We start from the raw sequence: 23,440 nt of genomic DNA, 5'->3' as shown, positions 1-23,440 counted from the left end.
CCTCGCCTGCTAACGCTTCAGCGCCATATGTCTGTTCCGTTCCACGCAATCGAGCAGTTCCGCGTTTTCGGCGCACCAGCGATAGAGCATTTCCAGCGGGGAGACAAAGTGCTGCCCCAGAGGGGTCAGGCGGTATTCAACAGCGGGCGGCATGACCTGCATGACTGTCCGCGCAACCAGCCCCATCTGTTCAAGCTCGCGCAGGGTCTGGGTCATCATTTTTTTTGACAGGCCGGGAATGGCACGCTGGAGCCGACCGGGGCGGGATGCCCCGCCAAGCAGGTGCAGCGTATGTACGATCATGGTGGTCCATTTGCCACTGAACAGGCGCAGCAGGCGGCGTGGCGCGCAATCCTCCACAAAGGGAGCATGACGGTACATATCGGGCAGCGGGGCAAGGGTCATGTAAAAACTCACGGGAACCTTTAGGTAACCAGGGCACGAAAAGGTGCCGGATTGCCTTTTGTAGCGTTTGCCAACAGCGTGTGAAACCCACGCCATTCAAGGAGGAACAGATGTCTCACAAAGCACTCGTTGTCGGCGCAAGCGGCATTGTCGGCCAGAATCTTGCCAACCGCCTGGTGGCAGAAGGATGGAGCGTTTACGGCCTTGCCAGACGGGTCGGGAACCTGCCTGCAACCATCATGCCGGTTGCCGCCGATGCGCTTGACCCGGCATCCCTGCGTGCGGCGCTGGCCGATATCGTGCCGACCCATGTGTTTTTCACCACATGGACCCGCCGCGCCACCGAGGCGGAAAACTGCGTTGCCAACAGCGCGATGATTCGCAACGTGCTTGCGGCCCTGCCCAGGCCACAGGCCCTTGTGCATGGCAGTCTTGTTACGGGGCTGAAGCATTATCTCGGTCCGTTCGAGGCCTATGCACAGGGCGCGCCGCCACAGACTCCCTTTCGCGAGAGCATGCCCCGGCTGGACGTGGAAAACTTCTACTACGCGCAGGAAGACGTGCTGTTCGAGGCAGCCGGACAGCATGGCTTTGCATGGACGGTCCATCGCCCGCACACGGTTATCGGCCACGCCATCGGCAACCTCATGAACATGGGCACCACGCTTGCGGTCTATGCCACGCTGTGCCGTGAGGCGGGGCTGCCCTTCGTCTTTCCCGGCTCGCCGGCGCAGTGGCAGGGCCTGACGGATGTTACCGATGCACGCCAGCTTGCTAGCCAGATCCTGTGGGCTGCCACCAGCCCTGCCGGGCGCAACAGGGCGTTCAATGTGGTCAATGGCGATATCTTCCGCTGGAACTGGCTCTGGCCTGAACTTGCCGCCTGGTTCGGCATCGAGGCAGCACCCTATCCCGGCCATGCCACATCGCTTGAACAGATGCTTGCAGGCAGGGAAGCTCAATGGGCCGACATTGCGGACAGGCACGGACTGCGCGAGACAGCCATCGGGCGCCTGGCCTCGCCCTGGCACACCGATGCCGATCTGGGGCGGCCGGTCGAATGCGTGACCGACATGAGCCTCAGCCGCAGGCTCGGCTTTACCGACTACCGATATACGCCCGATTCATTCTTTGACCTGTTCGAACGCCTGCGGACCGAGCGCTACATTCCCTGATTGCGCAAAGGGGCCGGGATGCTGGCACGGCACATGCCATCATTCCCGCCGGCCTATTGCGGGGTAATGTCATCCAGCCGGTCCACCCGCCACAGGGTGGGGAACATCCGTATCCACAGCCCGGTTATGACCAGCGTGCCAATGCCGCCCAGCGCCACGGCCTCGACCGGGCCGATCAGGCTGGCCAGCATGCCGCTCTCGAACTCACCAAGCTGGTTGGATGACCCGATGAACAGCATGTTCACCGCCGAGACGCGGCCGCGCATGCTGTCGGGCGTGCGCAACTGCACCAGCGCGCCGCGCACCACCACGCTCACCACATCCGCCGCCCCCAGCACCGCAAGTGCCATGATGGACACCGCCATGGAGCGCGAAAAGGCGAACACCACCGTAGCCAGCCCGAATATGGCCACCGCCAGGAACATGCGCGCCCCGGCCCGGTGGTTGAGCGGTTTCCAGACCATGAAGATGGAACACGCCACCGCCCCGATGGCGGGCGCACCCCGCAAAAGCCCCAGCCCGATCGGGCCTGCATGCAGGATGTCACTGGCATAGACCGGCAGCATGGCGGTGGCACCACCAAGCAGTACGGCAAACAGGTCAAGCGATATGGCGCCCAGCATGTCGGGCCGCGCACGCATGAAATGTGCCACCTCGACAAACGTAGCCAGCGAAAGCGGCACCCGCGGCCGGGGCGCAAACACCAGCCGGATACACAGCGTGCCCACGCACGCGCTGGCAAACCCCAGCGCGCACACAAGGTAACACACCCCTGCCCCAGCCCCGTAAAGCAGCCCGCCCACCGAAGGCCCCGTCACCGCCGCCGCCTGGAACAGCGAGGAGGACACCGCCGCCGCGCGCGGAAACACGTGGGCAGGTACGAGCGATGGCAGGAAGGTCTGCTGGCAGGGCATCTCGAACGCACGCGCCGCGCCAAAGACCATCACCATGGCATAGATCATCCACGGCGTGGTCCATCCGCCAAACGCGGCAATGGCCATGAACAGCGCGGAGAGCGCCTCGATGGCCTGGCATGTCACCACGATCATGCGCCGGTTGAAATGATCCGCCGCATGGCCCGCAGGCAGCAGAAGCCCCGCCATGGGCAGGAACTGCGCCAGCCCCACCAGCGCCAGCGCCGTGGTGCTGTGGGTGATCGCATAGATCTGCCACCCCACCGCCACGGCCTGCACGCAGGCCGAAAAGGAGGATGCCGTGCGGGCGGCAAGGAAAGCCAGAAGTCCCGGATGGCGGTGCAGCGGCAGGGGGGGTGCGGCAGGCACGGGGCCTTGCGCGCCGGGTGGAGCGGAAGCAGGAGACATGATGGCTGTATCCTAACAGCAGCACTCGTGAATATCCTACGCTTTCCCCATTAAAAAAACGCATTCTCCCGTTTGCAAATCCGCCCCAACACAGGCAAAAGCGGTTGAATGACAGACCCTGTAGAGCATGCCACCGTGCCCGGCACACAAGGGGAAGCCCGTGAGTGGCTCGATATCCGGGCCGGCACGGTCGTGGAGGCACGCCCCCTGCGCGAGATGAAGCCGCACGCCTTCTGGCTCACGATCGATTTCGGCCCCCATATCGGGGTGCGGTCATCGGTGGTGCAGGTCAATCATCGCTATGTCCCGGCCCGGCTGGTGGGCCGCCAGATTTGCGCGGTGATCAATGTGCCGCCCCGGCAGGTTGGTTCCTTCCGCAGTGAAGTGCTGACGCTGGGCATGCCCGACAGTAATGGAGAAGCCATCCTGATCCGCCCGGATGGCCGTGTTCCCGATGGAGGAAAACTTTTCTGATGGCCAAGAGCTACGCAACCGTAACATGGGACCAGCTGCACCGTGATGCCCGCCAGCTAGCCAGCACGCTGATGAACCGTGGCCCCTTCAAGGGCATTGTGGCCATCACGCGCGGCGGCATGATCCCTGCCGCGATCATCGCCCGTGAACTTGACTGCCGCCTGATCGAGACCATCTCCGTCGTGACCTATGACGAAGAGAAGATGGGCGAGGCCAACGTGATCAAGAAAGCCGAGGCCGCCGGTGATGGCGAGGGCTTCGTGATCATTGATGACCTGGTGGATTCGGGTGTGACTGCCCAGCTCGTGCGCAAGCTGCTGCCCAAGGCGGTGTTTGCCTGCCTTTACGCCAAGCCTGCCGGGCGCCCCGTTACCGACCTGTTCGTGGTCGAGGTGCCGCAGGATACGTGGGTGCTCTTCCCGTGGGATACGGCGCCGCTGTTCATTCCGCCGCTGGCCAGCAAATCGGTTGAGAAAGCCTGATCCCTCTCCACGCTCCGGCCCATTACACGACGTGTTGTTCGCCGCGCCTGCCCGCCCCGCTTGCCCGGGGTAGGCCGGCGCGGTATTTTTTTTGCAAGAATGTGCTTGCCAGAACAGCCGTCGCCCCATAGTTTCCCGCTCGTGGTCGCGGGGCGTGGCGCAGCCTGGTAGCGCGCGTGTTTTGGGTACACGAGGCCCCCGGTTCGAGTCCGGGCGCCCCGACCATATCCTGGGAGTGACAATGCTCATGCGAGCCCGGATTTACAGGCAGTCAAAACCCGCTGGCCAGTCTGGCCAGGCCATGACCCATACATGGGTACTGGATTACGGGCAGAACCGCCCCCGCCATGTTGATTCCCTCATGGGATGGACCGGCAGCACCGATACACCATCGCAACTGCAACTGCAGTTTCCCGATCAGAATAGCGCCATTGCCTATGCCACTACGCAGGGCATTGCGTATGACATCGAGATCCCTGCCCCGCGCCACCGCAGACCAAAAGCCTATGCCGATAATTTCCGGTATGACCGGATACAGAACTGGACGCATTAGGTGCGATCTGGCACAAGGGCAGGCTCGCGCCCTTAGCTCAGTTGGATAGAGCAACAGCCTTCTAAGCTGTGGGTCGCTGGTTCGAATCCAGCAGGGCGCGCCAGATTTCAATGACTTAGCGGCTTAAAAGTTTGCACGGTTTGCAGTGCACTATGGCTCATTGTGGTATCAACCCACCCCAGACGGCCCGGGGTTGCAGCGATCGAGACCATCCTGCCGGTCTCCCGCTACTGATGCCTCTCCCATAATGACATGCCCGTGACCGCATCCTGAACCGTTGCCCCAGGGTCGGGGTTCGCGTCCCGGCTCCTCTACCGGGACACCGACTTTCCCGATCAGCCGCTCACATACAGATCTGGCCGGATCAGAAAAGACAGAACGCCGCAAGCGCAGGCAAATAAAAAGGCCCGGGAATGACCCCGGGCCTTTCTACTGTAATCTAGATCAGTTGGAACCATTCTGATCGCCACGGCCTTCACCGCCGCCATGACCACCCCAACCGCCGCCATTCTGGCCACCGTGCTCGCCACCGCGACCTTCCCCGCCGCCATGACCGCCCCAGCCGCCGCCATTCTGGCCACCGTGCTCGCCACCGCGACCTTCCCCGCCGCCGTGACCACCCCAGCCGCCACCATTCTGGCCGCCCTGCTCGCCACCACGACCTTCACCGCCGCCGTGACCGCCCCAGCCGCCACCATTCTGGCCGCCCTGCTCGCCACCGCGACCTTCACCGCCGCCATGACCGCCCCAGCCGCCACGATGCTCGCCACTTTCATTCCGGTTCGAACCATCGAACTGGGCGTGAGCAGCAACCGGCAGGGCAGCACCAAGAGCAAGGGCCAGTACAAATGCGCGTTTCATAATCGTTCCTTTATATCGACATATCGACCCTCAGGACATTGGACCGCGCTGTGATAAATAAAAGGGAGGATCGTGTAACAAAGAGAATCACGATCCCTCTTTGCGCAATTGAAAATTATTGAAGCATTGAAAACATATTAAGAATCATTGCTTACATAATTCTGCATTTCCGATATGAGTATATATCATATATTCATATTCACAGCATAAAGCACCATCATCGGTCTGTTACGTAGAGAAATATTTTAATTTCATTAAATATTTCCTGACTTTAGCCGTAAAGCATGAAGGCGCGACAGCCCCGACCGTCAGGATGGATGGTCGATCGTGATCGGGGCTGCCATCGCCAGAACACGCATGGTTCCGGCGACAGGCCATTTATTCGGAAAATATTCCTAAAAAACTGATAACCAACCTCCATTCTATCCTTAGAGCACGCTGCGAATAGATTGAATCATAGGATTCCAAAAGGGCGTCTGATGTGATTCAAGATGAAGACTGGTGAAGGAGGCCAGCCTTCATGCCAAAAGCTTACTCGCAGGATTTACGAGACCGCGTGATTGATGCGGTGGAGAAAGACGGCATGAGTTGCCGGGCAGCGGCGCGGCGTTTCGGCGTGAGTGATTCTTCAGCGATCAAATGGGTGCAGCGCGCAAGACGCATCGGAGATCGGTGCTGCGCCGGCACGGGCGGGCATCGTCCCTCGAAAACCAGACCTGAACGGGCCTGGCTGCTGGCCATCATTGATGCCGAACCTGATATCACCCTTGCGGCGCTGTCGATCCGACTGCGCGAGGAGCGTGGCGTTCAGGCCGACACAGGCATGCTCTCGCGCTTTTTCCAATCCGAAGGGATCAGCTTCAAAAAAAAGCGTGCTGCCCTGCGAGCAGGATCGGCCTGACGTCGCGCGCAAGCGTAAATTCTGGAAGCGCTATCAGGCCGATATAGATCCCACGCATCTGGTCTTTATCGACGAAACCTGGGCCAAGACCAACATGACGCGCACGCACGGCCGTTGCCGCAAAGGTGAGAGACTGAGAGCCAGAGTCCCTCATGGCCACTGGAAGACACTGACCTTTCTGGCTGCCTTGCGTCATGACCGGATCACCGCACCCTGCGTTCTCGACGGACCGATCAACGGGCGCAGTTTTTTGGCCTATGTCGAGCAGTTTCTGGTTCCAACACTCAAGCCGGGCGATATCGTCGTGCTCGACAATCTCGGCAGTCACAAGGGCGATGCGGTTCGCAAGGCCATTCGGGCTGTCGGGGCGAGGATGATCTTCCTGCCGCCCTACAGTCCCGATCTCAATCCGATCGAACAGGCCTTCGCCAAACTCAAGACTTTGCTGCGAAAAGCCGCAGAGAGATCCGTTGAGACAACATGGAAACGCATCGGCGAACTCATCAAATGCTTCTCTCCACGGGAATGCGCCAATTATCTCAAGAACTCAGGATACGCATCAATCTAATCACAGAATGCTCTAATTAAAAAATGCGGGCCTGGAAAAGGCGCTGCTTCTTTCAAAAAAGGCAGATTGCTTCAAAGATTTTTGGAAAAGAATATGCCAGAAATGCTCTTATCCGCGCGGGCCGCTGCCTGGCACTTCAATGCAGACGAAATGTAACCGGCAACAGGACATGCGTTCCCGCCAGCGCATGCCCCTGCGGCCTGCATTGCACATTGCGCGCAGCGGCAAGGGCCGTGTCGTCAAGGTCATCATAGCCGGTGCTGGATTTCAGGCTGACCTGTGTCACCTGCCCTTCGCTACCCAGAACGACATCAACCATCGCATTGCCTTCCTCATGCATGTGACGGGCCAAGGCGGGGTAACGCCATGCAGGAGGCGTGCAATGGGGCGCGGCTGGCACCACAGATTCTGCCTGCGCCGTGCTGGGTACACCCGACCCGGTCTGCGTCGTTGCCGCAGGGGCTGACCCGGCTGGTGTGGCAGCGCCGGGCCGGGCGGGGAGTGGCGCAGACACTGCCCGTTGCCGCGTAGCAGGATGCTGGCCAGGCGTTACGGCAGGCCGCGCGGCAACGGGCGGCGTGGCCACGGCTTTTGGCTGTGGCTGTGGCTGTGGCTGTGGCTGTGGCTGTGGCTGTGGCTGTGGCTGTGGCTGTGGCTGTGGCTGTGGCTGTGGCTGTGGCTGTGGCTGTGGCTGTGGCTGTGGCTGTGGCTGTGGCTGTGGCTGTGGCTGTGGCTGTGGCTGTGGCGTAGCCTCCTGGGGCGGCGGTGCAACCCCTGGCCGGTCAAAAAAGACCTGGACAGTGTTTTTTTCAGCAGGTGCGGCAGGTACGGGCGTGCGCGCGGGCAGCAGCCACGCGGCAATCAGGCCATGGCCCAGCACGGCAGCCACGATGGCCCAGCCCGCAAGCAACCGCCCCCGCCGCCAGCCGTTGGGGCCGGTTGGCGTGACAAGAATCCTGCCTGCCGTTCTATCCTGCTGCTGCACGCTTCCATCCATTGAGGCATGGGCGCGGGCCGCCTTGTCATTTGACAAAAAGCCCCCGACCTTAGAGAACACTCTCCTGTTACCGCCTTATCATACAACAGCAAAGAACCTGTCCATCATGGGCCAAGCCCGCCACCCCTTCATGCATGACATGCCTGTGATCCGCTGGGTCATGGTGCTCTGCGCGTGCCTGGGGCTGTGGGGCCAGTTGCTGGTTGAAAGCCGCAGCCTGCCCGGCGAACTGCCGCGCGGCACCATCATGCGGCTGACGGGAATCGATATCGCGCCCGTGACCATGCGGGCAGAACGGCACGCCACGCCGCCGCATCATCACATGGTGATGGCGAACGCACCCCATGAGCATGGCAATAATACGGCCCCCCATGGCCACGACCATGCCGAAGGCTGCCCGCTCTGCCCGCTCCTGCACCTGCCTGCCCTTGCGCTGGTGGTTCTGCCCTTCCTGCCCCTGCCGCCCATGGCATGGGCCACCCACCGGCATGAACCCCGCCAGCCCCGCGCGCCCCCTCCTGTTACGCTGGGGCTGCCCCCGGCCTGCGGGCCACCTTCCATCTCCTGAACTCACGCGCTGCCGCAGGCCCTTTAAGGGCGTGCGTGTTTTTCGTTTTCCTGTTCAGGACATGAAAAGTGACTTCCATGAAAAAAACGGCCACCCCCCTCGTGGTGGCCGCAGGCGGCTGCATGCTGGCAGTCTCCCTGCACCCGCTGGGCGCGCGCGCCCAGACAACCGTAACCCTGCCCGGCCTCTCCATCGAGGATACGGCAGACAGCACGCCCATGGGTGAGCGCCTGCTTTCGGCTTCGTCTCCTTCCGCCACGCAGCGCACGGCGGCCAGCCTGAGCAGCCCCGATGCCGCCAGCCTGTTTCGCAACCAGCCCGGTGTCAGCACGTATTCCGCGGGCGGGCTTGCCGCGCTGCCCGTGCTCAACGGCATGGCAGATGACCGCGTGGCGACCGTGGTCGATGGCGTGCGCATTGCTTCGGGCTGCCCCAACCACATGAACCCTGCCCTGTCCTTCATCGATCCCGACAGCGTGGACACCGCCACCGCCATTGCGGGCATCACCCCCGTGAGCATGGGCGGCGACAGCACCGGCGGCACGATCGATGTCGAGCGCAAGGACCCGCAGTTTGCAAGGCACGGCAAGGTGCTTGTCACCGGCCATGTCACCGGCACCTATCGCAGCAATGGCGGCGGCTATGGGGCCTCGGGCAGCCTGACGGTGGCGAATGACACGTTCAGCCTGCGCTATAACGCCTCCTACGCGCAGGCGGGCGATTATGAAGGTGGTGGCGATGCAGGGCTGGTGCGCTCGACCAGCTACCTGACCTACAACCATGCCGTGACCTTTGGCGTGCACAAGGGCAACCATCTGCTCGCGCTGACTTTCGGCCAGCAGGACACCCCGCATGAGGGCTTCGCCAACCAGTACATGGACATGACGAACAACCGCTCCACCTTCGTCAACGGCAAATACCTCGGCACGTTTGACTGGGGCGAGCTTGAGGCACGTGGCTACTGGCAGCGCGAGGACCACGCCATGGACTTCCTGCCCGACCGCGCCAAGACCACCCACATGCCCATGAACACCAATGCCCGCATGGCAGGCTACAGCATCAAGGCCACCATCCCCCTGGCGGAAGGCCAGACCCTGCGGCTGGGCAGTTCGTTCGACCATTCCGGGCTCAATGACTGGTGGCCACCGGTTGCGGGCAGCATGATGATGGGGCCGGACACCTATCACAGCATCAATAACGGCCACCGCGACCGGCTGGGCCATTTTGTGGAGTGGGAAGCCGCCTGGACCCCGCGCGTGACCACGCTGCTGGGCTTTCGCAATGATCTGGTCATGATGAATACCGGCCCGGTTTCAGGCTATTCGTCGACCATGAGCATGATGAACATGGCCAACATCAACGCGGCCAATGCCTTCAACACAACCGACCGGGGCCGGACGGACGTAAACTTCGATGTGACGGCCCTTGTGCGCTGGAAGCCGCGCCGCGACCTGACCATCGAGGGCGGCTATGCCCGCAAGACCCGCTCGCCCAACCTGTATGAGCGCTATGCCTGGGGGCGCTCGGCCATGGTCACGAGCATGATCAACTGGTTTGGCGATGGCAACGGCTACGTGGGCAACCCCGACCTCAAGCCCGAGGTGGCCAATACCGCCTCCATCACCGCCGACTGGCATGACCCCGACGGCGATCGGTGGGATCTGAAGGTCCAGCCTTATTACACCTACACCCACGATTACATAAACGCCTACCGCATTGCCAGCGCGGGGCAGTTCTACACGTTGGGCTTCGCCAACCATAATGCCCAGAGCTACGGCATCAACGGCTCGGGCAATTACCGCCTGTGGCAGAACGCCCGCTTTGGCCGGGGCGAGATTGTAGCCAACCTCAACTGGGTGCGCGGGCAGGACCTGACCAATGGCGCGGGCCTGTACCACCAGATGCCCACCAACGGCAGCGTCACGCTTAACGAACGGTGGAAGAACTGGAGCGGCCGGGTCGAGATGACCTTTGTCAAGGCCAAGGACACGGTAGACTGGGTGCGCAACGAACCCCGCACCCCCGGCTATGCCCTGCTGGGGCTGGGCGGGCAGTATCACTGGCGCTACATGACGCTCGATGCCAGCATCGACAACGTGCTGAACCAGAAATATGACCTGCCGCTGGGCGGCTGGGCGCTGGCTGATTACGCCGCCACCGGCAGCCTGCGCGCCCTGCCCGGCATGGGCCGGTCGTTCAATGTGAGCCTGACGGCAAGCTTCTGATGATCGGGGCGGGGCAGCGCATCAGGTGCGCGTCCCGCCTTCCCCGCCCTGCGTTTCCGCCGTGGCGGGTTGGGCTGGCGCGCGGCCCGGGGCCATCTGGCCAAACCATGCCAGCACCGGGCGCAGGCAGATGCCAAACATGATCAGCCCCGCCACGACGCCCGCCGCCGCGGCCCCCTCAAGCCGCCACAGCCGGGTCATGCCATAGACCAGCGGCAGGTAGGTCAGGGTGACGATGATGCGGGCACGGAGCACGCGCGAGACCTGTCCGATCACGGTCAGCAGCGGCTCAAGCGGCACGATGCCCAGGCCGAGCACGGCGCTGCCCAGCATGAGCATGATCAGGTGGCGGCCACCATGCCAGTGCACGTGCAGCATCCATGTCAGCAGGATGTTGCCCATCAGCATTGCAACGCCCATGAGGGCTACGGAAAAACCGCCAATCGTCAGGAACAGCTGCACGGTCACGCGCTTGATGCCATACCAGTCCTGTTTATCGCGCAGGCGGATGAATTCGGGGTAAAGGGCAGGCACCATGAGCTGCGCGGGCTTGGCGATCCCTTCACCTATCTGGCGCGAGACGCGATAGACGGCGGCATCGGCCGGGCCAAGCAGGCCACCTACAAGCAGCGTGCCGAACTGGTTGAAAACCGAACTCAGCACATGGTTGCCACTGGTGGAAAGGGTAAAGCGCCAGATGCCCGGCGCATCACCTTCCGCCAGGCGGGCAAACGGGTTGAAGCGGATGCCGCCCGCCAGCCGCAACTGCAGCAGGCCCAGCCCGGTGCTGGTGAGGAACATGATCAGTTGCGTCATGCTCCACACCAGCAGGTAATAATCCAGCCCCATATGGTACATGAAGCCCAGCCCAGACCCCACCGTGCGCACGATCGTGCCCGACAGGTCAACCAGCATGTTCAGCCAGAAGGAATTGCACAGCCGGAACACGCCCGCCGACCAGGAAAAATTCATGAACGCGATGGTGGTCATATACACCATCGCCGCCCCCTGGTCTGCTGCCGGCCAGCCCATGGCGGTACCAAACAGCGCCACCCCCAGCGTGCCCACCACCCAGCCGACCCCGCCACTGAGGTAATCGGCCCTCACACAGAACGCCAGCACGCGCGAGAACTGTGCGCGCCGCCCGTTGGTGAAGGGATCGGTGCCATAATGCAGCAGCGGCTGCCACGATTGCAGATGGGTTGCAGTCGAGATCGCGGTGCCGAACGTGGTGACGAGCATGAGCACGCCAAAGCGCGACAGCCCCAGCGCCCGCACCGCCCAGGCAATGTAGAGAAAACTGCATATGGCGTTGGTCGCACGCCCGGCAATCAGGAAGCCCGTATTGCCAAAAATACGTTTGAGCGCATCGCCCGATTCAGTTGCCATGGGTCACCACACGCACAGATACCCGCGCCCGGCGCGAAACCGGACGCGTTCCTACAGAACAACAGGGGGAAACGATGGTGCAGGCTCCCTTGGTTCAAGAACGGTCGCAGGCCGGAAAGGGCATCCGGGCCGACCGCGCGGGGCACTCTAGTGCGCTCGGGGCCCCGGGGCTAGTCCCTGTCCCGCACGGATTGCAAATGAGAGGCAGGCGGAACACAGGCCAGTGCCCAGCCCAGGATCATGAACAGCCATCCCCCCGTGGGCTGGGTCAGGAATGAACTCGTTGACTGCAACGGCCACAACACCACCACGCACGCCACCGCCAGCATAAGCCTTTGCGGGTCGCGCGTGGCCGTTGCAGCCGCAAGCCCCCGCCATGCCCGCGCCAGCACGCAGGCGGCAAAGGCTGCAAACAGCACCATAGCAGGCACGCCGCCCATTGTGCCCATGAGCAGATAGAAATTATGCGGATGCATGTTGCACCCCACGGCCGCCCCATGCACGCCTTCGCTTACGCCAAGCCAGGGCAGGCCATGAAAATATGCCGGATCGGGACAGGCGTGCCTGAACCCGTCAAACCCCAGCCCGAACCATGGATGCCGTTCAATCATCACGCCCGCGCGGATGAACAGCATGCCATACGGACTATCGGCAAAACCCTGCATGTGCGTGACAAAATTGAGCACCAGCTTGTGGTAGGCCTGCGGGGCCAGCAGCGGCGACAGGGCCACAGCCCCCGCTCCCGCCACGACCGCCGCCCCCGCCACGGCGCGCAGGCGGGGCACCAGCAGGCTGCACAGCCCCATGGCCAGCAGCAGGCGCAAAAGCGGCATGCGCTGGGCGATCAGTACCATGGTCACCACCAGCCCCAGCAGAAGCGCCCCGGCCATGACCCGTCCCCGCGCGCCCTCGCGCCGCGCGAGGTCAATGACCTGCGGGAACAGGCCCGGCAGCGCCGTCATGACCAGTGCCTGCCCCGCGCGCGGGGCCCATAACGGGCCGAGCAGGGCGCCATCCTCCCACCGTCCGTAGCCCATGAAATTGCGCCCGCACAGATATTGCTGCCAGCAGCCTGCAACCAGCCACACGGCCACGGCCCCATAAGCCCAGGCCAGCATGCGGCGCGTGCGGGGATCGGACAGAACCCAGTTCTGCAGGGCAGCGACAAAGACAAAATACCGCATGAACATGACGGCCTGTGTCACGCCCTGCCCGGCAAGAAGGGAGGCCAGCACGATCTGCGCCCACAAAAGCCCGGCCGCCGCCACCCAGCCCTGCCGCAGCCAGCCCCCGTCGCGCCGCAGCACGCAGTGGGCCACAAACAGGACTGCCACGGTGGTCATGACAATTTCCGCAGGGGCCAGGGCATAAAGCAGCAGCAGCGGCATGGGGATGACCAGCCCGGTGGCGATCCACCGCATCCATTGCTCAAGCTTGTGCATCCACCCTGCCCATCGTGCCTGCTGTCCGCGCCCGGTGTATCGCATCAGCATGCAGAAACAAAATGGATTACCCGGCCCCGTCGCCCGTCAGGCCCGGCGCTGCATGCCATGACGGCGGCACAAACTCCCGCCCCTCTGCCGCGTTCAGCCGACATGCCCTGGAGGTCACGATGCGCCTGATCCCCTGCTCCCTTGCCGTTCTGGTCCTGGCCCTGTTGCTTGGCGGCTGTTATGGCCCGGAGCCGACTCACCGTCATGATGAAGGCATGCGGGGGCCGCCCCCGAGCGCCAGCCCCTCGGCGCGCACTGAGGACAGACCCTGATGAAAATTTTTGAGTGTCGCCTTTTTTCAAAAAAATGGCGTTCTTTGAAGCTTTTGGAAAAGAGCTTCCCCAAAAACTTTTTTAATTTGCGCAATGCCCTGTTGGCAGGAAAGCCAACCGCCCTCTAAACCGTAGGCGCATGGAAATCGATGTTGTGGCAAAGGGACGAATCATGAGCAAAGACACACCGAATCTTCTCTCGCCCAGCCCGGTCTACAAGCCGTTCCGCTACCCCTGGGCGTATGAGGCATGGCAGACCCAGCAGCAGTTGCACTGGCTGCCTGAGGAAATTCCCCTTGGCGATGACGTGAAGGACTGGAACAACAACCTGTCCGAAACCGAGCGCTATCTGGTCACCCAGATCTTCCGGCTGTTTACCCAGCAGGATACCGAGGTCGAGAACGCCTATATCGACCTGTACATGCCGCGCTTCAAACCGACCGAAGTGCGGATGATGCTCTCGGCATTCACCAACATGGAAAGCATCCATCAGGCCGCCTATTCCCATCTGCTCGACACCATCGGCATGCCCGAGACGGAATATGCCGCCTTCCTCGAATACGAGGAAATGGCCGCGAAGCATGAGTTCCTCAAGCGCTTCAACATGGAAGACCACTACAACACCGCGCTCTCCATGGCCGTGTTCGCGGGCTTTACCGAGGGGCTGCAGCTTTTCGCCTCGTTCGCCATGCTGCTCAACTTCCCGCGCCATAACCTGATGAAGGGCATGGGCCAGGTCGTGACATGGTCGGTGCGCGACGAGAGCCTGCACGTTGAATCCATCACGCGCCTGTTCAAGACCTACATGCAGGAATTCGGCCGCCAGATTGACAAACCTGCCGTGGCCGCCGCCATCCACACGGCCTGCCGCGAAATCGTGACCAATGAGGACCGCTTCATCGATCTCGCCTTCCGCATGGGGCCGGTGCAGGGGCTGAGCGCTGATGAGGTCAAGCAGTACATCCGCTTCATCGCCAACCGCCGCCTGATCGGCCTCGAACTCGACCCGATCTATGACGTGCCGAGCAATCCGCTGCCGTGGATTGACGAGATGATGAACGCGGTGGAGCACACCAACTTCTTTGAAAACCGCGCCACCGAATACAGCCGGGGGGCGACGCAGGGTACTTGGGATGAAGCCTTCGCCTGAAGCCTTGCCATGCCTGCGGCAGTCATTTGATTGACACGGCTTATCGGCCCATACCCACCCGTGAAGCCACCAAGGAGACTGAAACAATGAAAATCAGCGCACGCAACCAGATTGCAGGCACGATTACCGGCATTACCAAGGGCGCGACCACATCGCATGTCACGATTGATGTGGGCGGCAACACCATTACCGCCTCCATCACGAATGAAGCCGTGGCCGACCTGAACCTGAAGATTGGTGAAAAAGCGACCGCGATCATCAAGGCATCCGATGTGATGGTGGGCGTCTGACCCCCTTCCCTGTTTCCGGGCCGCCCGCAGGGTGGCTCGGTTATCGTTCCTGATCATGCGCAGGAAACCGGCTCATGTCCTATACGCCTGAAGATATTGAACGACTGGCCAGAAAGATATTTCAGTTACACTATCCGGACCGGCAATGGACCATCGGCGCCGATGCCCACGCCGCCACGCTGGAAGAACAGGAACGCTTCCGTGTTCTGGCCCATGAACAGTTATCGGGCCTGCATTCATATTAAATCGGATTAAACTGGCCCGATAACAGGAACTGTACAGGGCAAGTGAGATACACAAAGCTCCTGAACCTGTAGAATTGCATGAAACGGAATGGCGGGTCGATCCCATATTGCACCCTGCGGCACGGATCGGCTCCAGCCCTTTCCCACTACTTCTAATATTTCCTGGCAATCCTGTAAGGCGTTTTCTTTTTAAGTATTTTTTCTGAATTTTTTAGCAAAAGATAACATATTTAATTCTGTTCATTATCAGGTCCGTCAGGATATCCCGAAGTGCATTGAAGTTTTTTCCCGCAGGGTGGTACATGGGACTTTTTGTAAATTTCATCATAGAATGCATTATGTCTCTGCATTAATGGTCCAGATAACATGACTGGATCATAGATATTATAAATATTTTCTTTATAGTATGTTTTTAAAAAACCATGATCCATAAATATTGTTCAATACGTCTTTTTTTAATTACTAAAATCATAAGAAAATTTTCGGCAAGGCGTTTCCAGATAACCTTATGAAAAGCTGCCTTTAAATAAAGCGCCTGCTCAATGCCATGAAATATATGATACAAAATGACATACGCCAGACATGCAGGCGATACATGCCCCTGTTAACATTTCCTCTCATTCAAGGGGGAATATAGATGGTCAAAAAGGCCGTTTTTCTGGCGCTGGCCATTCTTGGCGCAGCAGTGGTCAGTTATCCCACAATCAGCAATGCGCATCGGCTCACCGGCCCGGTTTCCCTTTTCGATCAGCATTAGGGCGTGTCATCAGTTAATTCCGATGATGTCGGAGACGAATTGCACGGCTGCGATGAAGGTTGACTTCAGCTTGTCGTAGCGCGTTGCAATGCCTCAGAACTGCTTCAGTCTGGCGAAGAAGCGTTCGATGATATTTCGTTTTTTATAAATTGAAAAACGGGTTTTTCGTGGACAGATACGGTTTTTCCTTGAGGGGATAACCGGTGAGATCCCCCGCTCTTCAAGCTTTTCGATGAGGGGATCGGCGTCATACGCCTTGTCGGCGATGAAGGTCTTGGGATCAACTTCATCGAGCAATGGCTCTGCTTCAGTGATGTCCGCCCTTTGCCCGGGTTTCAGGGAAAGAGCCACAGCCTTTCCAGCGGCATCGACAATGGCATGGATTTTGGTAGTCAGTCCGCCACGGGATCGGCCGATGGCCTGATCCACCCCTCTTTTTTACAGGCGCCTGCGCTATGCTGGTGAGCGCGGACAATCGTGCTGTCGATCATCATGTATTTGTTGTCATGGTCAGCAGCCAGATGCCGAAAAATCCGTTCGATCACACCGCTTTCACACCAGCGACGCAGCCGCCAGTGCACGTTCTTCCAGTCCCCAAAGCAGACAGGCAGGTCACGCCAGGGAATGCCTGCGCGATAACGATACAGCACGGCTTCGATAAACAGACGGTTATCCGCAGCCGTCCCACCGACATGACCTTTGCGACCCGGAAGAAGGTCCTTTATCCGCTCCCACTGACCGTCGCTCAGACCATACCGTCGCATTCACACTCTCCCCGAAAACAGGGAGAAAACATCACAGATCAGGCAGGAGTACAAGCGGCATAATCCTCCCGCTTAACTGACGACACGCCCTAAGCAACCCGAACTCACTTCAGGATTCTTCTGGAGTGGGCAATGCCGTTTCCACAGTTGTGATATTTCCGCCAATCTCAACAACGTAGTCAGCAGGACACAGGCTGCCCCCATGGAGCAGCCTGAATTATACCGGATGCCAGTCAGATAATTGTTGGCGTGCAATATCTTTGAATTTATCTTTTTCTTCTTGCGTAGGACCCCCTGATATAGAATCAGGGTGGTCATCCCACTTTCGGAAAGGATAGTGCTGAGAAAATATTTGCTTGGCGAGGTATTCTATATTTCCTTCATTGTAGAACAAATTACCAGACCTCCCTTATTTTATTTTTTTTATTTCCATATCGATGATTATCTCTGCAATGGAAAGCGAGTTATCCGTTTGTAGAAGGTCGCATTTTCTTGCTTCTGACCGTAAGAAGGATAATGCATTTTTGATGTGTTCTACTTTTCTTTCCATCTCTTCGTTTTTCTGCCTATGCTGCATGTTGCTGCTCAAAGCTGTTGTTATCGAGAACAGCGTAATGGATATTCAGCTTGGCCCGGGCCTTATCCAGAACGACCTGGGAGACTGGCACAACGGCAGAAGCAACATCATGGCCGGAAGGCAGTGTCTTCCTGCTGTGAATCTGCGCCTCTACTCCAGCGCCAGGTACAATCCGCTTGAGGACACCCCATGCTGTCAGGAACAGATAGGTGTGAATATCATTCAGCACTGAAAATTCTATGCATGCCAGGATCAGTTCGGCTGATATCTGCTTACGCAGGGAGAGGGACAGATTTCGTTCAACGCCAAACCGGGTGATTTCCCAGACGGTCGGACCAGATGGAACAATCGGATCGGGCATCATATCGGGCCAAAGCGTTTCCAGCATGTAAGGCCGGTTCGTTGGCAGCAGACGGATCATGCCCCGGACAACACCTGCAACATCGCGCCATACAAGGTAGACAGCAGCAGGCGTATCGAATTGGTCGTATTCCATCCCCTTGTAGAAGGGGACTTCCCACTGCTCATTGGCCACAAAATGGCGGTAGCGAAACTTGAACTGCTCAGCGAGAGCTGTTCCGCACCAGTGGGCATTTTCAACGGTTACGACTTCGATCATGGATCCACTCTCTTCCTGTTGGATGAGAGGATCATTCACGAAAACTGACGGCCGGGTTACCTGTCAGACCTGACAGGTTTCACAGTTCAATCAGGCCGGCACAGATAGCCTGCACCACACCCATGATGCGATTCGTACATTTCAGTTTCAGCAAGGCATTGTTGATGTGAAAGTTAACGGTTCGCTCACTGACACCAACAATCATCCCGGTTTCCCACGAGCTTTTACCCTTGGCTGTCCATCTCAGACATTCTTTTTCACGGGGGGTAAGAATGGGGGGCGACATATCTGCCGGTTCATCCAATTTTTTATAACTGGCAATGAAAAAATTGGATAACGCACGCAGATAAAGTTCAATTTCCTGATCTATGTTTTTATCTGTAAATGCGAAGCAAATGGCATAAACCAATCTGTCATGAGTATGGACCGGTATTGTCAGGCCCTTTTTTATGCCAAATTCAGATACATCTCTTATTATCTTTTTTTCTTCTTTGTTTGTGTTTCTGATTTCATGCCAGAAATATGGGTGACTTATAAATCTGGATTTTTTTATTATTGGGTCAGAGATAATGTAATTGTTCTCAATATAGAAATTGACCCATTCCGTTGGATAACCAACGTGTATAAAATTTTCTTTAGGGTCTTCAATCCTGTTCAATTCCACAATGGTTACGTGGACATTCCCGACTGACAGAACGGCACCAAGATAGATGGATAATAGATCGTGCTTAGTGGCTGCGTTCTCAAGGTCATGTAGTTTCGCCAGGAGGTCAATCGTCAAGCCCACCATCTATGCCGCGCCTACCTCCAGTACCATCCAATAGTAAGCCTAAATTATATGATATATTTATTCTACAGATTTATGATGACGATCTCCGTCTGAAGCCAAGCCGTCCCCGGGCGGCTTTTTGCTGTCAGTCCTTAAGGGCAGTCTCTCCCATGTGGCATTTTATACCCCAACACCTGTTCAGTCCCGCCGCTCAGAATATCTCCGAACGGAATGGTCAGATCGCCACTCGTGCCAGCATATAAAAAGATGCGATTGAACGGGGTTAGCCCATTCTTCTCTTCTTCTCCGTAAAACTTCACCCATCCTCTGCCGTGTCGGGCATGGGCGATATATGTTTGGTCAGATGAAGAATTGGATCGCGTGTCCTGAACCAAAAACAGGCATGCTCTGTTCGGAGCATCTTTGGGTTCTATCGCAACAAAGCGATATTCTTTGCCGCTTGGGCCAGTCAGGATTTTTTCTTGCATGATGGCCCCTTTTCACGTCCGGAACAGTATCTTGCCCCGGAAGCTCTTTATATCCGCCTCACTTCTTTTCATCTGCCGAATCAGAATTTTGATTGGCATGATGAGTCGCATAGGATGCAGTCCGAGACATTGCGCCAAATCGGGCTGTATGAACAGACTGGGGCTCAATGCCCTGTCGCGCAGTGATGCTATCAGGCGTAACAGGATGATGCGGCTTGTGGGCACAAGCCGTGAGGATTACGACTGCGGCAAGTATGGTGATCTTCTTCATTTCATATCCTTGGGAATGTTCGGTCGGGCGGATTTTTGCTGTCAGGCTTTAGCCGCTTTCAGTTCCTTTTTGTCCCGATGCAGGAATCAATCTGGAGGCAATTCATAAACCGTATTCAAAGGTTTGATTACTGATGCATTCAGGGTTCCAGCCTGCGCATTCCATTTGAATGCCATCACCTCATTATCAAATGAAGTATCTATCTTGTTATCTGAGACCACACCATAGGCTTGATAATACAGGGACGCGGAAACATCAATGGGACGCGCATCCCAATCCCATTGGGAGGATACCATTACATGCGCACTCACTTTTTCACATAGATGATGCTTGCTAAGCTTGATTGGATCATCGGTGATAAACGCTTGATGAGAATGCCCCGGATCACGGTCTATCCGCAAGTCATCTTCTCTCTTTTTTTCTTCTGCATCGCTGATAGACGGCCAGATTTTTCCACCATGGGCCGCGACCTCATCCGTCATGTGTTCCTCGTCCCGAGGATCTTTCAACCCATTAAACATATGGGCCGTTCCATCAAATACGGCACCTGCGGGAATAGTAATATTCCCGAACGAAAATTCTTTTTGAAAATCTTCTTGGTCGGCCGGGTTATATGCTGCGCATATTTCGACAATTCCATCCCCTTTTGGCCGTTCCGCATAGGCGATTCCAGTCGCGAATAAGCCGACTAAGCTTAAAATGATAAATCGCATGGTTCCTCCTGCCATAGTTTGTCAGGAAGAGTGCGAGTCTGGCGAATCAATCGTTATCAAGGTCAGTGTGGTAGGTTGTCCGCCCCCAAGCAGTTCTTCCTACTATCTTAAATATATCTGACTGATTCCTGAAGGGCACTCTCAATAGTCTTCTATACGTCAAATATTATACTCAAATGCACTACGGCGTGTCGTCAGTTAAGCCCTGAGTGTGGCACGTGGAGGGATCGAAGAACCGTTGGTTGATGCGCCTGGCTCGTGATTTCAGGGTTTTGGCGATTTGATTTACGGTTTTTGGGGTAGCTTTTGATCTGCGTTTTGAGCAGATCGGGGACTGCCCTCCCGCTGGATGACTACGCGCTCGCGTTCAACCTTTCGAGGAAGAGGAAGCGGCGCATGTTGTAGACGATATTGGCCAGCCCGATCCTCATGGTGGCCCGGGTGATACCGACAGTTCGGATGAACAATCCCGTCTGTGATTTCTGGTCGGCAAAGACGTGCTCGACGCGTGATCGGATCACGGACTTTCCAGCATTCGATTTCTGGATATGTCGGGGCATAGGCTTGAGATGCGGCTTTTTTCTGTGAACCTTTGAGACAAAACCCTCTTTGTCCATGAAGTCCTCATTCGCTTTCGAGCGATAAGCTGTATCAGCCCAAACGCTTGAGGCCGTATTGGTTTTATCTAACAGCCCCTCTCTCAATCGCGCACCATCACTGGCGGCGGCATCCGTCGTCTTCCATTTTCGGATGAACCGAAACTTCCGGTCGATGGAGATGTGGGATTTGTAGCCAAAGAACGGGATGGCGAGATCGCTCGACGGTATGGTTCCATCGTCCTGCCGCTTCGCCTTCGTGAACTTAAGTGTCCATCGTGCATGACGATCCTTGTGCGACATCTTTGCGGGCTTGTCCTGCCAGTCTTCTGGAATACGTCCCGCCCGGAGATCCGCTTTCTCCCCTTTGGTATTGCGCTGCTTTGGCGCTGCCACCAGCGTGGCATCCAGGATCTGGCCGGACATCGGCAGATACCCAGCGTTACGCAGGGTGGCGTCAAAGCGCTCGAACAGCTTCTGGATGGCGCCTGCCTCGGTCAGACGCTCGCGAAACAGCCAGACCGTTTTGGCATCGGGCACCCGGTCCGACAGTCCCAGACCGAGGAAACGCATGAAGGACAGGCGGTCGTTGATCAGATATTCCGTTCGCTCGTCGGAGAGATTGTTCAGCGTCTGGATGACCAGGATCTTGAACATCAGCACCGGATCGAACGGGGGACGGCCGCCTTTGCTCCTGTCTGAATAGGCCAGAGCCTTCTCCAGATCAGGGCGGAACGCCTCAAAATCCACAGTCCGGGAAAATGCCTCCAACTGATCGCCAAGCCCGCTTAACCGGGCAAGCCGCTCGTCAACATCAAAGAAACCCGGCTGCTTCATGAGCCATCCCCCCAATCATCACACAAGGTATGGAATCACAGCCACCAATTCAGAGCCAAGGGGTTTTTCGAACCCTCCACGTGAGGGTTGTACTTTGTGTCTGCGTGTGCTGACTGTTTTCCCGTTTTTTGGGGGAGACAGACAGATGCGGCGCTATAGTTTACGCGATGACCAATGGGAGCGGATAAAGGATCTTCTTCCTGGTCGAGAAGGCTATGTCGGCGGCACTGCGGTGGACAACCGTCTGTTCGTGGAGGTGGTGCTGTATCGCTATCGCGCGGGTATTCCATGGCGCGACCTTCCTGCCCGTTTCGGGGACTGGAAAAACGTGCACCGGCGTCTGCGCCGCTGGTGTGAAAGCGGCGTCATCGGGAGTGTCCTGAAGTCTGTGTATCTGACCTGGCCCACGGTTGTTCAGCTACTCAAGCGGCGAAGCGCTCGCCGAACATTATGGCGAACTGGTTGCGGGCTGCAAACCATTCCCGAACATTCCGCCCGTCTTTCTCAAAGCCGCGGATTGCCAGGTAGATCAGCTTTGTTGCGGCATCGTCAGTCGGGAACGAACCGCGCGTCTTGATCGATTTGCGGATAACCCTGTTCAGGCTCTCAATGGCGTTCGTGGTGTATATGATCTTTCGGATTGCCGGATCGAAGGCAAAAAACGGGATCACTTCTGGCCATGCCCGGCGCCATGCCGGGGCGATTGACGCGTATTTCCCGGCCCATTTCCCCTCGAACGCATCAAGTTCGGCGGCCGCCATGTCAGCGGTGGCGGCCCCGTAGATCCGGCGCAGGTCGGCAGCCACGGCCTTACGGTCCTTCCATGAGCAGAAGTTCAGGCTGTGGCGCACCAGGTGAACAATACAGGTCTGAACCATCGCCTCGGGAAAGGCGGCGGTGATGGCCTCGGGAAAGCCTTTCAGCCCGTCCACGACCGCGATCAGGATGTCCTGGATGCCCCGGTTCTTCAACTCGTTCATGACCGAAAGCCAGAATTTGGCGCCTTCATTCTCGGCGATCCAGAGCCCCAGAACCTCGCGCACTCCCTCGCGGGTGACACCGAGAGCAACGTAAACCGCCTTGTTTTTAACGGTCCGGCTGTCAGCATCGCGGATCTTTACCCGAAGAGCATCGAAGATCACGATGGGATACATCCGATCCAGCGCCCGGCCCTGCCACTCCCGGACCTCGTCCAGCACGGCATCGGTGACGCGGCTGATCAGGTCGGGAGAGACCTTCAGGCCATAAAGATCAAGCAGATGGGTCTGGATGTCCCGGACAGTCAGGCCGGCGGCATAGAGACCGATGATCCTGTCGTCGATCCCGTCAATCCGGGTCTGGCCCTTCTTTACAAGCTCCGGCTCGAAACTGCTGTCGCGGTCGCGCGGCACCGTCACTGGAAAGGTGCCCTCCTGGCCTTTCAGCACCTTGGTCGTGGAGCCATTCCGCCGGTTCGACTGGCCCGGCGGGGCAGCCTTGCCTTCCTCATAGCCCAGATGCGCGGTCAACTCCGCACCCAGCATACGCTCCATGAGCCGAATTTTCAGCTCCTTCAGCAACCCGCTGTCTCCGAGCAGGTCTTCAGGACGCTTCACGCCCGTCAGCAATTCGTCCAGGAGTTCCTTCGAGATGGTCATTCATACTTCCTTTCGGTGAAGTATGGACCAGATCAATTATAC

At 58.2% G+C, this 23,440-nt stretch carries 26 protein-coding genes, 2 tRNA genes and 2 pseudogenes; 16 read left to right on the top strand and 14 right to left on the bottom strand.

Going from position 1 to position 23,440, the window contains the following annotated elements; translation table 11 throughout:
• Nucleotides 1–9: 9 nt before the first annotated feature.
• Nucleotides 10–405, bottom strand: a complete 396-nt coding sequence (locus FMA36_RS11215; RefSeq protein WP_159262357.1) for a winged helix-turn-helix transcriptional regulator — start codon at nt 403–405, stop codon at nt 10–12.
• 110 nt (nt 406–515) lie between these two features.
• Here FMA36_RS11215 and FMA36_RS11210 point away from each other — a divergent pair, with 110 nt between their 5' ends.
• The gene (locus FMA36_RS11210) at nt 516–1,580 is read left to right on the top strand and encodes an SDR family oxidoreductase (RefSeq protein ID WP_159262356.1); all 1,065 of its coding nucleotides are present in this window, start codon (nt 516–518) and stop codon (nt 1,578–1,580) included.
• A 53-nt stretch (nt 1,581–1,633) separates the two neighbouring features.
• Here FMA36_RS11210 and FMA36_RS11205 read toward each other — a convergent pair whose 3' ends face one another.
• The gene (locus FMA36_RS11205; RefSeq protein ID WP_159262355.1) at nt 1,634–2,902 is read right to left on the bottom strand and encodes an MFS transporter; all 1,269 of its coding nucleotides are present in this window, start codon (nt 2,900–2,902) and stop codon (nt 1,634–1,636) included.
• A gap of 108 nt (nt 2,903–3,010) precedes the next feature.
• Between FMA36_RS11205 and FMA36_RS11200 the strand changes: the two genes are divergently transcribed.
• From FMA36_RS11200 to FMA36_RS11170, 7 genes are all read left to right on the top strand, one after another.
• Nucleotides 3,011–3,376 carry a tRNA-binding protein gene (locus tag FMA36_RS11200; RefSeq protein WP_159262354.1) on the top strand — a complete coding sequence of 122 codons (366 nt, stop codon included), beginning with the start codon at nt 3,011–3,013 and terminating at the stop codon, nt 3,374–3,376.
• Nucleotides 3,376–3,858: a xanthine phosphoribosyltransferase gene (gene gpt, locus FMA36_RS11195; protein ID WP_130730490.1), complete on the top strand. Its 483-nt coding sequence runs from the start codon at nt 3,376–3,378 to the stop codon at nt 3,856–3,858. The genes FMA36_RS11200 and gpt overlap by 1 nt, the downstream gene beginning before the upstream one ends.
• A 148-nt stretch (nt 3,859–4,006) precedes the next feature.
• A tRNA-Pro gene (locus FMA36_RS11190) sits at nt 4,007–4,083 on the top strand.
• Nucleotides 4,084–4,159: 76 nt separating this feature from the next.
• On the top strand, nt 4,160–4,411 hold the full coding sequence (locus FMA36_RS11185; protein ID WP_240906337.1) for an NADH dehydrogenase ubiquinone Fe-S protein 4: 252 nt from the start codon (nt 4,160–4,162) through the stop codon (nt 4,409–4,411).
• Between the two features lie 26 nt (nt 4,412–4,437).
• A tRNA-Arg gene (locus FMA36_RS11180) sits at nt 4,438–4,514 on the top strand.
• A gap of 383 nt (nt 4,515–4,897) precedes the next feature.
• Nucleotides 4,898–5,326, top strand: a complete 429-nt coding sequence (locus tag FMA36_RS19745) for a hypothetical protein (RefSeq protein WP_159262352.1) — start codon at nt 4,898–4,900, stop codon at nt 5,324–5,326.
• A 466-nt stretch (nt 5,327–5,792) separates the two neighbouring features.
• A protein-coding gene (locus FMA36_RS11170) for an IS630 family transposase (protein WP_159260215.1) occupies nt 5,793–6,741 on the top strand; the annotation gives its coding sequence in 2 pieces (ribosomal slippage) (nt 5,793–6,155 and nt 6,157–6,741; 948 coding nt in all).
• Between the two features lie 136 nt (nt 6,742–6,877).
• On the opposite strand, the gene FMA36_RS19465 is transcribed toward FMA36_RS11170, so the two are convergent.
• The gene (locus FMA36_RS19465) at nt 6,878–7,255 is read right to left on the bottom strand and encodes an energy transducer TonB (protein WP_240906570.1); all 378 of its coding nucleotides are present in this window, start codon (nt 7,253–7,255) and stop codon (nt 6,878–6,880) included.
• A 21-nt stretch (nt 7,256–7,276) separates the two neighbouring features.
• On the opposite strand from FMA36_RS19465, the gene FMA36_RS19460 reads away from it, so the two are divergent.
• From FMA36_RS19460 to FMA36_RS11155, 3 genes are all read left to right on the top strand, one after another.
• Entirely contained in the window at nt 7,277–7,741 is a 465-nt protein-coding gene (locus tag FMA36_RS19460; RefSeq protein WP_240906596.1) for a hypothetical protein, read from the top strand.
• Nucleotides 7,742–7,844: 103 nt separating this feature from the next.
• Nucleotides 7,845–8,306 (top strand): DUF2946 domain-containing protein, encoded by a 462-nt coding sequence (locus tag FMA36_RS11160; protein ID WP_206065083.1) that lies wholly within the window; start codon nt 7,845–7,847, stop codon nt 8,304–8,306.
• Between the two features lie 68 nt (nt 8,307–8,374).
• Nucleotides 8,375–10,531, top strand: coding sequence for a TonB-dependent receptor (locus FMA36_RS11155; protein WP_159262351.1), 2,157 nt, complete (start codon nt 8,375–8,377; stop codon nt 10,529–10,531).
• 21 nt (nt 10,532–10,552) lie between these two features.
• Here the strand turns inward: FMA36_RS11155 and FMA36_RS11150 are convergent, their stop codons facing one another.
• A complete protein-coding gene (locus FMA36_RS11150) occupies nt 10,553–11,920 on the bottom strand; it encodes a lipopolysaccharide biosynthesis protein (protein ID WP_159262350.1) in 1,368 nt (455 codons plus the stop codon).
• A 170-nt stretch (nt 11,921–12,090) separates the two neighbouring features.
• Entirely contained in the window at nt 12,091–13,407 is a 1,317-nt protein-coding gene (locus FMA36_RS11145; RefSeq protein WP_240906336.1) for an O-antigen ligase family protein, read from the bottom strand.
• A gap of 277 nt (nt 13,408–13,684) precedes the next feature.
• On the opposite strand from FMA36_RS11145, the gene FMA36_RS19740 reads away from it, so the two are divergent.
• From FMA36_RS19740 to FMA36_RS11130, 4 genes are all read left to right on the top strand, one after another.
• Nucleotides 13,685–13,813, top strand: a complete 129-nt coding sequence (locus tag FMA36_RS19740) for a hypothetical protein (protein ID WP_276612579.1) — start codon at nt 13,685–13,687, stop codon at nt 13,811–13,813.
• Nucleotides 13,814–13,857: 44 nt separating this feature from the next.
• On the top strand, nt 13,858–14,835 hold the full coding sequence (locus FMA36_RS11140; protein WP_159262349.1) for a ribonucleotide-diphosphate reductase subunit beta: 978 nt from the start codon (nt 13,858–13,860) through the stop codon (nt 14,833–14,835).
• An 86-nt stretch (nt 14,836–14,921) separates the two neighbouring features.
• On the top strand, nt 14,922–15,125 hold the full coding sequence (locus FMA36_RS11135; RefSeq protein WP_159262348.1) for a TOBE domain-containing protein: 204 nt from the start codon (nt 14,922–14,924) through the stop codon (nt 15,123–15,125).
• A 74-nt stretch (nt 15,126–15,199) separates the two neighbouring features.
• Nucleotides 15,200–15,370, top strand: coding sequence for a hypothetical protein (locus FMA36_RS11130; RefSeq protein WP_159262347.1), 171 nt, complete (start codon nt 15,200–15,202; stop codon nt 15,368–15,370).
• Between the two features lie 766 nt (nt 15,371–16,136).
• Here the strand turns inward: FMA36_RS11130 and FMA36_RS11125 are convergent.
• The 8 genes and pseudogenes from FMA36_RS11125 to FMA36_RS11090 all read right to left on the bottom strand — a co-directional run bounded on the left by FMA36_RS11125 (nt 16,137) and on the right by FMA36_RS11090 (nt 21,761).
• Nucleotides 16,137–16,891: pseudogene (locus tag FMA36_RS11125) on the bottom strand (IS5 family transposase).
• 217 nt (nt 16,892–17,108) lie between these two features.
• Nucleotides 17,109–17,285 (bottom strand): hypothetical protein, encoded by a 177-nt coding sequence (locus FMA36_RS11120; RefSeq protein WP_159262346.1) that lies wholly within the window; start codon nt 17,283–17,285, stop codon nt 17,109–17,111.
• A gap of 172 nt (nt 17,286–17,457) precedes the next feature.
• Nucleotides 17,458–18,087: an acyl-homoserine-lactone synthase gene (locus FMA36_RS11115; protein WP_159262345.1), complete on the bottom strand. Its 630-nt coding sequence runs from the start codon at nt 18,085–18,087 to the stop codon at nt 17,458–17,460.
• Between the two features lie 79 nt (nt 18,088–18,166).
• The gene (locus tag FMA36_RS11110; protein ID WP_159262344.1) at nt 18,167–18,877 is read right to left on the bottom strand and encodes an autoinducer binding domain-containing protein; all 711 of its coding nucleotides are present in this window, start codon (nt 18,875–18,877) and stop codon (nt 18,167–18,169) included.
• Nucleotides 18,878–19,008: 131 nt separating this feature from the next.
• Nucleotides 19,009–19,344 carry a hypothetical protein gene (locus tag FMA36_RS11105; RefSeq protein WP_159262343.1) on the bottom strand — a complete coding sequence of 112 codons (336 nt, stop codon included), beginning with the start codon at nt 19,342–19,344 and terminating at the stop codon, nt 19,009–19,011.
• A 58-nt stretch (nt 19,345–19,402) separates the two neighbouring features.
• Entirely contained in the window at nt 19,403–19,615 is a 213-nt protein-coding gene (locus tag FMA36_RS11100) for a hypothetical protein (protein ID WP_159262342.1), read from the bottom strand.
• An 86-nt stretch (nt 19,616–19,701) separates the two neighbouring features.
• Nucleotides 19,702–20,328, bottom strand: coding sequence for a hypothetical protein (locus FMA36_RS11095; RefSeq protein WP_159262341.1), 627 nt, complete (start codon nt 20,326–20,328; stop codon nt 19,702–19,704).
• 353 nt (nt 20,329–20,681) lie between these two features.
• Complete coding sequence (locus FMA36_RS11090; protein WP_010516652.1) at nt 20,682–21,761, bottom strand: IS5 family transposase; 1,080 nt, start codon at nt 21,759–21,761, stop codon at nt 20,682–20,684.
• 145 nt (nt 21,762–21,906) lie between these two features.
• Between FMA36_RS11090 and FMA36_RS11085 the strand changes: the two are divergent.
• A pseudogene (locus tag FMA36_RS11085) lies at nt 21,907–22,128 on the top strand (transposase); the annotation flags it as partial.
• A 55-nt stretch (nt 22,129–22,183) separates the two neighbouring features.
• Here the strand turns inward: FMA36_RS11085 and FMA36_RS11080 are convergent.
• Entirely contained in the window at nt 22,184–23,398 is a 1,215-nt protein-coding gene (locus FMA36_RS11080) for an IS256 family transposase (protein ID WP_159262340.1), read from the bottom strand.
• Nucleotides 23,399–23,440 lie beyond the last annotated feature (42 nt).

The sequence above is a fragment of the Komagataeibacter xylinus genome, from assembly GCF_009834365.1.
Classification (GTDB): Bacteria; Pseudomonadota; Alphaproteobacteria; order Acetobacterales; family Acetobacteraceae; genus Komagataeibacter; species Komagataeibacter xylinus_D.
Note: the sequence above shows the minus strand (reverse complement) of the source record. Positions and strands in the feature narration are given on the sequence as shown.